8 protein-coding genes and 4 tRNA genes are annotated in these 13,264 nt (G+C 70.3%); 9 read left to right on the top strand and 3 right to left on the bottom strand.

Going from position 1 to position 13,264, the window contains the following annotated elements; all coding sequences use genetic code 11:
• Positions 1-202: 202 nt before the first annotated feature.
• The 3 genes from OHT01_RS21100 to OHT01_RS21090 form a co-directional block, all read right to left on the bottom strand.
• A complete protein-coding gene (locus OHT01_RS21100) occupies positions 203-2,473 on the bottom strand; it encodes a DEAD/DEAH box helicase (RefSeq protein ID WP_328554678.1) in 2,271 nt (756 codons plus the stop codon).
• Positions 2,474-2,899: 426 nt separating this feature from the next.
• On the bottom strand, positions 2,900-3,415 hold the full coding sequence (locus tag OHT01_RS21095; RefSeq protein ID WP_328554677.1) for a hypothetical protein: 516 nt from the start codon (positions 3,413-3,415) through the stop codon (positions 2,900-2,902).
• Positions 3,416-3,611: 196 nt separating this feature from the next.
• A complete protein-coding gene (locus OHT01_RS21090; protein ID WP_328554676.1) occupies positions 3,612-4,865 on the bottom strand; it encodes a serine hydrolase domain-containing protein in 1,254 nt (417 codons plus the stop codon).
• A gap of 186 nt (positions 4,866-5,051) precedes the next feature.
• Here OHT01_RS21090 and OHT01_RS21085 point away from each other — a divergent pair, with 186 nt between their 5' ends.
• The 9 genes from OHT01_RS21085 to OHT01_RS21045 all read left to right on the top strand — a co-directional run bounded on the left by OHT01_RS21085 (position 5,052) and on the right by OHT01_RS21045 (position 12,866).
• Complete coding sequence (locus OHT01_RS21085; protein ID WP_328554675.1) at positions 5,052-5,402, top strand: metallopeptidase family protein; 351 nt, start codon at positions 5,052-5,054, stop codon at positions 5,400-5,402.
• Positions 5,403-5,504: 102 nt separating this feature from the next.
• The gene (locus OHT01_RS21080; RefSeq protein ID WP_328554674.1) at positions 5,505-7,088 is read left to right on the top strand and encodes a metallophosphoesterase family protein; all 1,584 of its coding nucleotides are present in this window, start codon (positions 5,505-5,507) and stop codon (positions 7,086-7,088) included.
• A gap of 80 nt (positions 7,089-7,168) precedes the next feature.
• A tRNA-Glu gene (locus OHT01_RS21075) sits at positions 7,169-7,241 on the top strand.
• A gap of 46 nt (positions 7,242-7,287) precedes the next feature.
• Positions 7,288-7,362 (top strand) — tRNA-Asp (locus OHT01_RS21070).
• 24 nt (positions 7,363-7,386) lie between these two features.
• Positions 7,387-7,460, top strand: a tRNA-Phe gene (locus tag OHT01_RS21065).
• Positions 7,461-7,681: 221 nt separating this feature from the next.
• On the top strand, positions 7,682-8,113 hold the full coding sequence (locus OHT01_RS21060) for a hypothetical protein (protein ID WP_328554673.1): 432 nt from the start codon (positions 7,682-7,684) through the stop codon (positions 8,111-8,113).
• A gap of 82 nt (positions 8,114-8,195) precedes the next feature.
• Positions 8,196-12,173: an ATP-dependent RNA helicase HrpA gene (gene hrpA, locus OHT01_RS21055; RefSeq protein WP_328554672.1), complete on the top strand. Its 3,978-nt coding sequence runs from the start codon at positions 8,196-8,198 to the stop codon at positions 12,171-12,173.
• A 95-nt stretch (positions 12,174-12,268) separates the two neighbouring features.
• A tRNA-Asp gene (locus OHT01_RS21050) sits at positions 12,269-12,343 on the top strand.
• Positions 12,344-12,674: 331 nt separating this feature from the next.
• Complete coding sequence (locus OHT01_RS21045; protein ID WP_328554671.1) at positions 12,675-12,866, top strand: DUF6274 family protein; 192 nt, start codon at positions 12,675-12,677, stop codon at positions 12,864-12,866.
• The last annotated feature ends 398 nt before the right edge of the window (positions 12,867-13,264 follow it).

Here is a 13,264-nt window from a genome sequence, read left to right as displayed (position 1 = left end):
ACGGTGTGGAGAGGCGTCTGCCGTCCCAGGCGTCGACCTGGCCCCCAGCCGTCGCACCCTCCACAGAAGTCGGGTGATCATAACGGGAGTTGGCGGGTGAGCCGACGAGCATTTTCCACGGCCGGCTCCCGGAAACGACGATGTGGCCCCCACCCGGTCCGGGTGGGGGCCACATCACTTCACTTCACTGAGCTGCTCGGCGTCAGCCGTTGCGCTTCCAGCGCGGCTTCTCGTCACGGCGGAACGAGCCGGGAGCGGTGCCGGTGCCGGTCGTGCGGTGGTCGTCGCGACGGCCGGTCGGACGGTCGTGGCCGGAGCGGAAGCTGCCGCCCGCGGGACGGTCGCCCTGACGGTCACGGTTGAAGGGACGGTCGCTGCCCCGGTGGCCGGCGCTGCGGTTGTCGTCACGACGCTCGAAAGAACGGCCGCCACGGTCATCGCGGTTGAAGCCGCCACCGCTGCGGTTGTCGTCACGACGCTCGAAAGAACGGCCGCCACGGTCGTCGCGGTTGAAGCCGCCACCGCTGCGGTTGTCGCGGTTGAAGCCGCCACCACGGTTGTCGTCGCGGTTGAAGCCGCCACCACTGCGGTTGTCGCGGTTGAAGCCACCGCCACGGTTGTCGTCGCGGTTGAAGCCGCCACCACTGCGGTTGTCGCGGTTGAAGCCGCCACCACGGTTGTCGTCACGACGCTCGAAAGAACGGCCGCCACGGTCGTCGCGGTTGAAGCCGCCACCACTGCGGTTGTCGCGGTTGAAGCCACCACGGTCGCCACCGCGGTCGTCACGACGGCCGCCGCGGTCGTCGCGGTTGAAGCCGCCACCACGGTTGTCGTCACGGCGGAAGCCACCGCGGTCGTTGTCGCGGCGCTCGTAGTTGCCCCGCTCGTCACGGCGCTGGCGCGGCTCGTACGCGGGACGCTCGGCCGGGGCCTCGGCGACCACGGACTCGGCGGCCGGGGCCTCGGTGACGACGGCCTGCTCGGCGGCCTCGGCGGCGGCCGCGACGGCCACCTCCGGGTCCTCGCCGCGCTCACGGGCGGCGCGGGCGACCAGACGGTCGGCCTCACCGCGCAGCTCGGCGGCACGACGCTGCGCGCGCTCCAGCTCCTTGGTGAGCTGCGTGACCTCACGCTCGGCCTGCTGGGCGGCGTCGCCCGCGGACTGGGCCTGGACCTCGGTCATCGAGCGGGCGCCGGTGATCTCGGCGACCTCGGGCTCGAAGGCCGTGCCCGAGTTGATGATGTGACGCGCGGCGTCGACCCCCGCGTCCTCCATCAGCCGGAAGATCTGGCGGCGCTGGTGCGGCAGCGACAGCGACACGACGGTGCCGGAGCGGCCCGCGCGAGCGGTACGGCCGGAGCGGTGCAGGTAGTCCTTGTGGTCGCCGGCCGGGTCCACGTTCAGGACCAGGTCGATGCCGTCGACGTGGATACCGCGGGCGGCGACGTCGGTCGCGACGAGCGCGTTGACGTAACCGTCCTTGAAGTCCGCCAGCGTCCGGGTGCGGGCGCCCTGCGTCATGCCGCCGTGCAGCGCGTCGGCCTTCACACCGGCGTCGCGGAGCTGCTCGGCGATGCGGTCGGCGCCCAGCTGGGTGCGGACGAAGATGATCGTGCGGCCCTTGCGGGAGGCGATCGCGGCGGTGACCGGCGCCTTGTCCTTGGGCTTCACGATGAGGATGTGGTGCGACATGGTCGTGACGTTGCCCTGGGCGCTGTCGACCTCGTGCGTCACCGGGTTGGTCAGGTAGCGCTTGACCAGCGTGGAGATCTCGTTCTCCATCGTGGCGGAGAACAGCATGCGCTGGCCGCCGGCCGGGATCTGGTCGAGCAGCTCGGTGACCTCGGGCAGGAAGCCCAGGTCCGACATCTGGTCGGCCTCGTCGAGGACGGCGATCTGGGTGTTCTCCAGCGAGCAGGCGCCGCGGTTGATGATGTCGCGCAGACGGCCCGGGGTGGCGACGAGGACGTCGACGCCGCGCTCCAGGGCGTAGATCTGGTTGCCCATCGACGTACCGCCGCAGACGACCTTCATCTTCAGGCCGAGGACGTCGCCGTAGGGCTGAAGCGCGTCGGCGACCTGCATGGCCAGCTCACGGGTCGGCGTGAGGATGACGGCGCGCGGCTTCTTCTTCTCGGTGTGGCCGCCGGCGAGCTGCGCCAGGGTCGGCAGACCGAAGGAGAGGGTCTTGCCGGAGCCGGTGCGGCCACGGCCGAGGATGTCCTTGCCGGCCAGGGCGTCCGGGATGGTCGCGGCCTGGATCGGGAAGGGGCTGGTCACGCCGTTCTGCGCGAGCTTGCGGACGATGCCCTCGGGAAGACCGAGGTCCTCGAAGGTCATCTCGGGGGCGGACTCGACGGCCTCGACGGCCTCGATGAGTTCGGCGGTCTCGATGACCTCGACGGCGTCGACCGCGTCGTTGTTCTCGTTGTTCTCGGGCACGACGACGTGATCAGTACTGGAAACAGACATGCGAAATGCGAACCTTCCGGAGTTCTTCGGCACGCGCCCAAACTCCGTGAAGTCGCAAACGACCGCCTCTATGCGGTCCGGCCACGGCAAGGGAGAGTACGCGCCACGCGGCGCTCTCTGCGGCGGCGCCGGGCAAATGGGATCAAACGATCTACTACCATACGCACCCTTCCCCCATGAAGGCAAACTGAGCCTCATACGACCAGGTGGGGGTGCGTTCTTGGCCACCTGCTCGCTTCAACAAAGCTACCTCGGCCACGCCGACCGCGCTGTTGAACGGACCACATCCACGTCCCCGATGTCCGTGAACCCCGCCACATCCGGGCTCTCGGCCCAGGACCGACGCCCACCGCTCCGGGGCCCGGACGTCCATGGCCACGGTTCCGCCGGCGGCCGCCGCCCTCCGGGCAGAACGGGGCGCGCCCGCTACACGGGGGAACCCGCCTCGGGTGCCGGCTCGCGCTGCACCAGTTGCGTCACCGGCTGCTCGTGCGCCGACGACGACGGCTCCGCCGAACCGGGGTCGGGCGCGGGCGACGACGACTCGGGCGGCGGCTCGGGCGTCGGCTCCGCCGTCGTCCGCGAGGGACTCGGCTCACCGCCCGGCGGTACGGAGTCCGCGGACGGCCTCCCGCCGTTCTCCGTCGCCTTCCCGGACGGCTTCCCGTCCGCGGACGCCGACGCCGAAGCGGACGCGCCGTCGGACGCGGACTCCCCCGGCTTCACCGGGGCCCTCCCGCCCTTCGCGCCCCTGCCACCGCGCGATCCGACGCCGCCACCGCCCTGCGCGGCCCCGACACCGGGCACCTCACCGGCCCGTCGCCCCGCCGAGTGCGAGGGCCCCGGCTGCCCCGCGTCGTCGCCGACCTTCATGCAGCCGACGGCGGCGGCAACGGTCATGACCACGGCGACCAGACGGACGGGTACGTACAAGGCGCGCACGAGCGGCCACCTCCGGATGCGGTGTCCCCCGCTCGGGAGGAGCCGGGAGCGTGGGGAGGACGGGAGTTCTCCCTGTCCAACTCCCGTCGCCCGCAGGAGGACACGCGCCCCCCGGGCCCAACCGGGCCCGGGGGGCGTGCGCGAGGCACGTTCCTCGCACGCGGCGAGCCGTGCTCCAGGAGGCGCCGCGGGTCGGTCAGTCGATCGCCAGCGGGGTTTGCGGGGCGAGCGCGGCCGCGATGCGCCGGGCGATCACTTCGGCCATGTTGCCGTCCGGCGTGTCCTTGGTCTTGGTGGCGTCGACCGCGATGGCGAGACCGTCGGACGGGAGATAGGCCTGGATCGCCGCGTAACCCGAGAACGACGGGTTCTGCAGGACCCACCCGTTGATCACGATGACACCGAGCCCGAAGTGCTTGGCCTCGGTCTGCTTCAGGCAGACGGTGGCGGGACAGGTGGCGGTCGCGTGACCGAGACCGACCGTCCCCGGGTCGATCAGGGTGCGGTAGGAGCGGTGCGAGAGGAGTTCGCCGCTGCCGATGGCCTGCGCCGAGCGTGCCAGGTCACAGATGTGCGTGGTGATGACCGCGCCGGGCGCGGTGGTCCACGACGGGTTCCAGAACGTGGACTCCTCGTACAGGCCGCGCTCGGACGTGAAGGCGTGCAGGACCGGGCGCGGGATGTCGGGGGTGAAGTTGTTGCGGGTGTTGTCCAGACCCAGCGGACCCGTGACCCGCTCCCTCAGGAACTTGTCGATCCGGGTACCGGTGATCTTCTCCAGCGCCTGGATCAGCAGCACGTAATTGGCGTGCGAATAGCTCCAGTTGGTGCCCGGCTCGTACCAGAACGGGTGGCTGTACGGGTACGCGAGCAGTTGCTTCGGGGTCCACTGGCGGAACGGGTGGGCCTCCAGCTCGGCCAGGAAGGCCGGGTCGGTGACGTAGTCGTGCAGGCCTGTGGTGTTGGTGGCCAGCATCCGCAGGGTGATCCGGTTCGCCTTCGGCAGCGTGGGCAGCCAGCGCTCCACGGTGTCGTCGAGGCCGACCTTCCCCTCCTCGACCAACTGGAGGAGAGCCGTGCCGACATAGGAGAAGGCCACGGAACCGGCGCGGAAGTGCATGTCCGGCCGAGCCGGAACACCGGTCATGGACTCTCCGAGCGCGTCCGTGAGGACCTCGCGCCCGTGACGGGTGACCTTCAGCTCCACCGACTTCAGATGGAGTTCGGCCTTGGCCTTGCGCGTGATGTCGAGAACCTCGCGGGCCTCGCCGTGGAGAGGCCCCTCGGTCCTCACGCAGTCGCTCGCGGCATGGCGTCCGGGCCCCCCGGCGAACGCCGGCGCGGTGGCGGTGGCCTGGACCGTGACGGCGAGGAGGGCGGCACAGAGGAGGGCCCTGCGGGCGGCGCGCGCACGCATCCGCGGACGCGTCGGGATGGGGATGCGGGTCATGCCCGCACTATGTCCGGACGATCGACCGCAATTCGACAGAACACTCCGTAAATGCTATGAGAAACCCCATGTGGGGCAGGCGGCCGGCTCCCCTCCGCGCGATCCGGCCCGCCGGAGCCTTCCGCGTACCGCGCCGGAGCCTTCCTCGTACCCCGCCGGTGGCGCGCCGTCCCCGACAATGGCCTTGTGCTGGAGATGACGCGCGAAACCTTCGAAGAGCTCGTGAGCCAGGCGCTCGACCGGATCCCGCCCGAGCTGACCCGGGTCATGGACAACGTCGCCGTGTTCGTCGAGGACGAGCCGCCGGCCGACGACCCCGAACTGCTGGGCCTCTACGAGGGCACTCCGCTCACCGACCGCGGCGAGTGGTACGCCGGGGTGCTCCCCGACCGCATCTCGATCTACATGGGCCCCACGCTGCGCATGTGCGAGACCCGGGACGCCGTGGTCCACGAGGTCGCCGTGACCGTGATCCACGAGATCGCCCACCACTTCGGCATCGACGACGAGCGGCTGCACGAGCTCGGCTGGGGCTGACCGGACACCGGCCCCGGCACCGCCGCCGGATCGGCGCACGCGCCCCCGAGAGGGCGCCGGAACTCCCGCATACCCGCCCCGGCACTTGGGCATACGGGACCAATGGCCCGCGTCCTCGTTGCCGCAACCGCCACCGTCCGCCGCATGACCGACCGCGCCCGCCCGGCGCTGCACGCCCTCACCCGCCGTCGCCACGGCCGCCGCAAGGGCCCGGCGCTCGAACTCGCCGCCCGGCCGAACCCGTACGCCCGCGCCCTCGGACTTCTCTGCGTGGTGCTGCTCGGCGCCTGGCTGGGACTGCTGGTCGTGGGGGACGTGCGCGTCCCGGTCGGCCCCATGAACACCACCATGACCCTGCGCCCCTCCCTCACCGGCGGCACGAAGATCAACATCTCCCCGCTCGGCGCACTGGAACTGCGCAGCCACGAGGCCCCGCTGCGCCTCGACGTGGACGTGGACCGGCTGGACCCGGAACGCTCCCAGGCCCTCGTCGACCACCCGGAGCGCATCGCCGGACTCCAGGACGAGGTCGTACGGGATGTCGAGCACGGCACCTTCGACCTGGCCGTCCGCTCCTGCGTGGCGGTGGTCGCCGGCGCCGGCGCCCTGGGCCTCGCGGTCTACCGCCGCCCACGCCGGGCCCTCGCCGCGAGCGGCCTCGCGCTCACCCTGCTCGCCGCCTCGGGAGCGACCGCCTTCGCCACCTGGAACCCCAAGTCGGTCCTGGAGCCGAAGTACTCCGGGCTCCTCGCCTCCGCACCCTCCCTGGTCGGCGACGCCCGCAACATCGTCAGCGAGTTCGACGTCTACCAGGAGGAGTTGGCGCGCCTGGTGACGAACGTGACGAAGCTCTACGACGTCACCTCCACCCTCCCGGTCTACGAGCCCGACCCGACCACGATCCGGGTCCTGCACGTCTCGGACATCCATCTGAACCCGGCGAGCTGGAAGATCATCGGCTCACTGGTGAAGCAGTACGCCGTCGACGTGATCGTCGACTCCGGCGACACGATGGACCACGGCTCGGCGGCCGAGAACGGCTTCCTCGACCCGATCCCCGACCTGGGCGCCCCCTACGTCTGGGTCCGCGGCAACCACGACTCGGGCGCGACCCAGCGCTACCTCGAACACCTGAAGAACGTGCACGTCCTCGACGACGGACGGGCGGTGACGGTCGCGGGCCTGCGCTTCGCCGGGATCGGCGACCCCCAGTTCACCCCGGACCGCTCGGTGACACCGGGCGGCGGCGCGGCGGAGCGGCTCGCGGGCGCCCGGCTGGCCTCGGCGCTGCGCGACCAGCGCGCCGCGGGCACCCCGGTGGACATCGCCATCGCCCATGAACCGTCCGCGGCCCGCGGGACGGACGGCGAGGTGCCGCTGGTGCTCGCCGGCCATCTGCACCACGAGGGGATGGAGGTCATGAAGGACGGCACCCGGCTGCGTGTCGAGGGCTCGACGGGCGGCAGCGGCCTGCGCGCCGTCGAGGGCAGGTACCCGGACCCGATCGAGGCCTCGGTCCTCTATCTCGACCGCGACACCCGCCGGCTGCAGGCCTGGGACGAGATCAGGCTGGGCGGTCTGGGTGAGACGACGGCCGAGGTGAGCCGCCATCTCCCGAAGGAGAACCAGCCCGGCGCGACCCCCGTGCCGACCCCCTCCCAGAGCCCCTCCGGGACCTCCCGGTAAACCGTTTTGGCGATACCCCCCGCCATCCCATATGCTCATGACGTCCCCGACGCGCTGAGAAGCGCCCAGGCGGGCCGATAGCCCTCATCGTCTAGCGGCCTAGGACGCCGCCCTTTCAAGGCGGTAGCACGGGTTCGAATCCCGTTGGGGGCACGCAACACCGTGTGCGACACTGTTCACGCGTCGCACGCAACAGCTTGGTCCTGTGGAGCAGTTTGGAGTGCTCGCCACCCTGTCAAGGTGGAGGCCGCGGGTTCAAATCCCGTCAGGACCGCTGAGGTTTCCCCGGAAGCCTCGTGGCTGGGTAGCTCAGTTGGTACGAGCGATCGCCTGAAAAGCGATAGGTCGCCGGTTCGACCCCGGCCCCAGCCACAGCAAAGGCCTCGATCTTCGGATCGGGGCCTTTTTTCATGCCTGCCCGTGCTTTTCCTGTGCGCCCGTGTCCGGTTCCGAGCGCTCCGCCTGTCCGGCACGCCGCCGGCTTGGCATGTTCCCGGCGTGGCGCTACGTTCTGGCACCGCGGACGCGACGTCGCGTCCGCGGTGTCGCGGGCGGGGGAACGAGTGGTGTTGAACGGTGACAGGTCGAAACCGGTGCGCGAGCTGGATCTGGAGCGCTACCGCGCCCGCTACGGGCTGACGGCGGTCGTCATGAGCAACCTCGCGGTCGTCGCCGTCACGGTCTTCGGGGTCTGGCAGCTCGACGGCGACAAGGCGGTGACCGTCGGCGTGCTGACCGCGGCCTTCACCGCGGTCAGCAGCACGACCACGGCCTACCTGGGCATCAAGGCGGTCTCGAACACGGCCAGGGCCATGGCGCAGCCCCAGATCCCCGCTCCGGCGGCGGCCCGCGAACCGGCGGCAGCCTCAGGAACGGCCCCCGGATCGACAGCCGTCCCGGGAGCGGCACCGGGATCGACAACTTTCCCGCGAGCTGTCCCGGGGTCGACAACTGTCCCGGGAGCTGTCCCGGGGCCGGCCACGCCTCCGGAGACGGCCTCGGACCTGCGGCAACCCCAGGAGTAGGCCGGTCCCGGCGGGGCCGGGCGGCCGGTGCGCGCAAAAGCGTTCGCCAGTCATTTCGCCGAGGTGAGATCCTGGACCGCGTATGTCTACGCACCCCGCCCCCGCCCTCGGCGATCTCGCCGCCCGTCTGGCCCAGCTGTCCCTGCGCGACGCGCACCGGCTCGGGCGCAGGCTCGAAGGCGCGCGCAAGATCCGCAAGCCCGAGGCCCGCTCCGCCGTGTTCGCCGAGATCGAGGCGGAGGTCACCAAGGGCGAGGCCCGGATGGCCGAGCGCCGCGTCCGCGTCCCCGCCATCACCTATCCCGAGCAGCTCCCGGTCAGCCAGAAGAAGGACGTGATCGCGGAGGCCATCCGTGATCACCAGGTGGTGATCGTCGCCGGTGAGACCGGGTCCGGCAAGACCACCCAGATCCCGAAGATCTGCATGGAGCTGGGCCGTGGCGTCCGCGGCATGATCGGGCACACCCAGCCCCGTCGTATCGCCGCCCGTACGGTGGCCGAGCGGGTGGCGGAGGAGCTGGACACGCCGCTGGGCGAGGCCGTCGGCTGGAAGGTCCGCTTCACCGACCAGGTGAACCCGGACGCCACCTTCGTCAAGCTCATGACGGACGGCATCCTGCTCGCCGAGGTCCAGACGGACCGCGAGCTGCGCGCGTACGACACGATCATCATCGACGAGGCCCACGAGCGGTCCCTCAACATCGACTTCCTGCTCGGCTACCTCGCCCAACTGCTGCCCAAGCGCCCCGACCTCAAGGTCGTGATCACCTCCGCGACCATCGACCCGGAGCGGTTCTCCCGGCACTTCGGGGACGCCCCCATCGTCGAGGTGAGCGGCCGGACGTATCCCGTGGAGGTGCGTTACCGCCCCCTCCTGGAAGAGGACTCGGAGGACACCGACCGCGACCAGATCACCGCGATCTGCGACGCCGTCGAGGAGCTCCAGGCCGAGGGCAAGGGCGACATCCTCGTCTTCCTGTCGGGCGAGCGCGAGATCCGCGACACGGCCGACGCGCTGACGAAGAAGAACTATCGCTTCACCGAGGTGCTGCCCCTGTACGCGCGGCTGTCGCACGCCGAGCAGCACCGCGTCTTCCAGCCGCACACCGGGCGACGGATCGTTCTGGCGACCAACGTGGCCGAGACCTCCCTGACCGTCCCGGGCATCAAGTACGTGATCGACCCGGGCACCGCGCGCATCTCCCGCTACAGCCACCGCACCAAGGTGCAGCGGCTGCCGATCGAACCGGTCTCGCAGGCCAGCGCCAACCAGCGCAAGGGCCGCTGCGGCCGTACGTCCGACGGCATCTGCGTCCGGCTGTACTCCGAGGACGACTTCCTCGCCCGGCCGGAGTTCACCGACGCCGAGATCCTGCGGACGAACCTCGCCTCCGTCATCCTCCAGATGACCGCGGCCGGCCTCGGCGACATCGAGAAGTTCCCCTTCATCGACCCGCCGGACCACCGCAACATCCGCGACGGCGTCCAGCTCCTCCAGGAGCTGAACGCGCTGGACCCGACGGAGAAGGACGTACGCAACCGGCTCACCCCGACCGGCCGCAAGCTCGCCCAGCTTCCCGTCGACCCCCGGCTCGCCCGGATGGTCCTGGAGGCCGACAAGAACGGCTGCGCGCGCGAGGTCATGGTGATCGCGGCCGCGCTCTCCATCCAGGACCCGCGCGAGCGGCCGTCCGAGAAGCAGGCGCAGGCCGACCAGCAGCACGCCCGGTTCAAGGACGAGACGTCCGACTTCCTCGCCTTCCTCAACCTGTGGCGCTACGTCCGCGAACAGCAGACGGAGCGGGGCTCGTCCGCGTTCCGCCGGATGTGCAAGCAGGAGTACCTGAACTTCCTGCGCATCCGCGAGTGGCAGGACATCTACAGCCAGCTGCGGACCGTCGCCAAGCAGATGGGCATCCATCTGAACGAGGGGGACGCGCCCGAGCAGAGCGTCCATGTGTCCCTGCTCGCCGGTCTGCTCTCGCACATCGGCATGAAGGACGTGAAGGAGACCGGCGGGGAGAGCGGGAAGAGCACGGGGAAGAACGAGTACCTGGGCGCGCGCAGCGCCAAGTTCGCGATCTTCCCGGGTTCGGCGCTCTTCAAGAAGCCCCCGCGCTTCGTGATGTCCGCCGAGCTCGTCGAGACCTCCCGGCTCTGGGCGCGCGTCAACGCCCGCATCGAGCCGGAGTGGATCGAGCCGCTGGCCGGCCATCTCCTCAAGCGGACGTACAGCGAACCGCACTGGGAGAAGGACCAGGCCGCCGTGATGGCGTACGAGAAGGTCACGCTGTACGGCGTGCCGATCGTCGCGCAGCGGAAGGTGAACTACGGGCGGATCGACCCCGAGGCCAGCCGCGAGCTGTTCATCCGCAACGCGCTCGTCGAGGGCGACTGGCGCACGCACCACAAGTTCTTCGCCGACAACCGCAAGCTCCTCACCGAGGTCGAGGAGCTGGAGCACCGCGCCCGCCGCCGGGACATCCTGGTCGACGACGAGACCCTGTACGACTTCTACGACCAGCGGGTGCCCGAACACGTCGTGTCCGGGGCGCACTTCGACTCCTGGTGGAAGCACAAGCGCCACGAGGAGCCCGAGCTGCTCGACTTCGAGCGCTCGATGCTCATCAACGACCGGGCCGGAGCGGTCTCGAAGGACGACTATCCCGACTCCTGGCTCCAGGGGCGGCTGAAGTTCCGGGTGACCTACCAGTTCGAGCCGGGCGCGGACGCGGACGGCGTGACCGTCCACATCCCGCTCCAGGTCCTGAACCAGGTCACGGACGAGGGCTTCGACTGGCAGATCCCGGGGCTGCGCGAGGAGGTGGTGACGGAGCTGATCCGTTCGCTGCCGAAGCCGATCCGGCGGAACTACGTTCCCGCCCCGAACTTCGCCCAGAAGTTCCTGGAGCGGGCCGTACCGCTCCAGGAACCACTGACCCTGACCATGGCGCGCGAGCTCAAGCGCATGGTCGGAGTCCCGCTGACCGCCGACGACTTCGACTGGTCACGGCTCCCCGACCATCTGAGGATCACTTTCCGGATCGTCGACGAGCGGCGCCGCAAGCTCGCCGAGGACAAGGACCTGGAGGTCCTGAAGGTCCGGCTGAAGCCGAAGGCGCGTCAGGCGATCTCGCAGGCCGCCGCCGCGACGGCGGAGCGCGAGGGCGGCGAGTCCCTGGAACGCACGGGGCTGACCGACTGGACGATCGGCTCGCTCAGCCGCCTCTTCGAGACCCGCCGGGCGGGCCAGCCGGTGAAGGCGTACCCCGCGCTGGTGGACGACGGAGCGGCGGCGAACACCGTCTCGGTGCGGCTCTTCGACACGGAGGCCGAGCAGGCCGAGGCCATGTGGAAGGGCACCCGCCGGCTGATCCTGCGGAACATCCCGGTGAACCCGGGCAAGTTCGCCTCGGACAAGCTCACCAACGCCCAGAAGCTCGCCCTGTCCGCGAACCCGCACGGCTCGGTGCAGGCCCTGTTCGACGACTGCGCGATGGCCGCCGCGGACAAGCTGATCGCCGACTTCGGCGGCCCGGCGTGGGACGAGGAGTCCTACCGGAAGCTGTACGACAAGGTGCGCGCGGAGATCGTCGACACGACCGTGCGCACGGTCGGGCAGGTGCAGCAGGTGCTCGCCGCCTGGCAGGCCTGTGAGCGCCGTCTGAAGGGCGTCAGGAGCCCGACCCTGCTCGCCAACCTCACGGACGTACGGGGGCAGCTCGACGCCCTCGTGAAGCCCGGTTTCGTCACGGCGACGGGGCTGCGGCGGCTGCCGGACCTGATGCGCTATCTGGTCGCCGCGGACCGCCGCCTCCAGCAGATGCCTACCGGCGTCCAGCGGGACACCAGCCGCATGGAGAAGGTCCACGAGATGCAGGACGAGTACGCCTGGCTCCTGGAACAGCTGCCGCAGGGCCGCCCGGTGCCCTCGTCGGTGCTGGACATCCGCTGGATGATCGAGGAGCTCCGGGTCAGCTATTTCGCCCACGCGCTGGGCACGGCGTACCCCGTCTCGGACAAGCGGATCGTGAAGGCGATCGACGCGGCCGCCCCGTAACGGCACCCGCACGTGCGGTGAGTTCGACCCTGGGCCCGCCCTCCTGTACAGTCTCTTTTCGCAGCACAGCGCAAGAACAAGTCGCTGCGAATCAAGGTCCTGTGGAGCAGTTTGGAGTGCTCGCCACCCTGTCAAGGTGGAGGCCGCGGGTTCAAATCCCGTCAGGACCGCGTGAGGAAAGGCCCGGAGCTTCGGCTCCGGGCCTTTTCGCATGCCCGCTCCCGCCCCGCGTCCGTCCCGCCCCCGGTCCTCCGGTGTGCCACCGGGGTGTTCGCCCGGGCGGCGTGCGCGACTCGTCCGCCTGCCCGGCCCCGGTGTTCGGCCTGCCCGCGCCGTCGGCGCCCGGCACCGGACCCGTTCGCGTGTGCTCACCGGCCGGATCGAGGCCGCCGGGGCGTCCGGGCGCCGCTCTGCGACGCGTTCCCGTCCCTTGACGGCGTCACATTCCGCCGGTACCCCGGAATCCAGGGCCTTCGCCCTGCCGGCCCCCTGGAGGTGCGTATGGCGGTGTCCGCCCGGCACGAGACCCGGGCTCTGCTCCGAGCCCATCTGGCGGCCGCCTCCGGGTACCGCCATCTGACGCGGCACTGCCCGATCTGCCACCAGCTCGCGCGGCTGGCCATGGAACCCACCCCGTACGACGAACCGGACCCCGAGAGCGCCCCGGAGGACGAGAGTCCCCCCACCGCGTGACCGAGGACCCCCTCCGCGAAGATCACGCGATGCGCGGCCCGTTGCGGCAGAACCCCTCGCCGCCTCAACTCCCCTATCGCAGAAGGCTCACAGGCGACAAGGACTGTGGCATGTGACGGGAGTCACCGCATATGTTTTCAGAAGTGTGGAACTTACCCCTCTCCTACAACCAGTCAATTTAATATGTGCAATTGCACTGCTCTTCGAGGACTTCCACAGCCGATCCGACACCCGCCCCCAGACTCCGACAAGGCCGCTCACAGGCCGGTCGCCGAGGCGCGCGGACCGCACAAAAAAGATCGCGCTGGACCCGGCGGAGTCCAGCGCGATCTACGACGCACCCTGTTCATGTGGCAAAAACGCTTGGGCGTGAGCTCTGTTGGGGCAGAACCCGCGTC

This window comes from Streptomyces sp. NBC_00358 (assembly GCF_036099295.1).
GTDB lineage: Bacteria > Actinomycetota > Actinomycetes > Streptomycetales > Streptomycetaceae > Streptomyces.
This window is presented reverse-complemented; position numbering and strand designations above follow the sequence as displayed.

Coding starts and splice junctions, on each gene's coding strand:
- OHT01_RS21100 (WP_328554678.1), bottom strand. CDS start 2,473: ATGTCTGTTTCCAGTACTGATCACGTCGTCGTGCCCGAGAACAACGAG.
- OHT01_RS21090 (WP_328554676.1), bottom strand. CDS start 4,865: ATGACCCGCATCCCCATCCCGACGCGTCCGCGGATGCGTGCGCGCGCC.
- OHT01_RS21080 (WP_328554674.1), top strand. CDS start 5,505: ATGGCCCGCGTCCTCGTTGCCGCAACCGCCACCGTCCGCCGCATGACC.
- hrpA (WP_328554672.1), top strand. CDS start 8,196: ATGTCTACGCACCCCGCCCCCGCCCTCGGCGATCTCGCCGCCCGTCTG.
- OHT01_RS21045 (WP_328554671.1), top strand. CDS start 12,675: ATGGCGGTGTCCGCCCGGCACGAGACCCGGGCTCTGCTCCGAGCCCAT.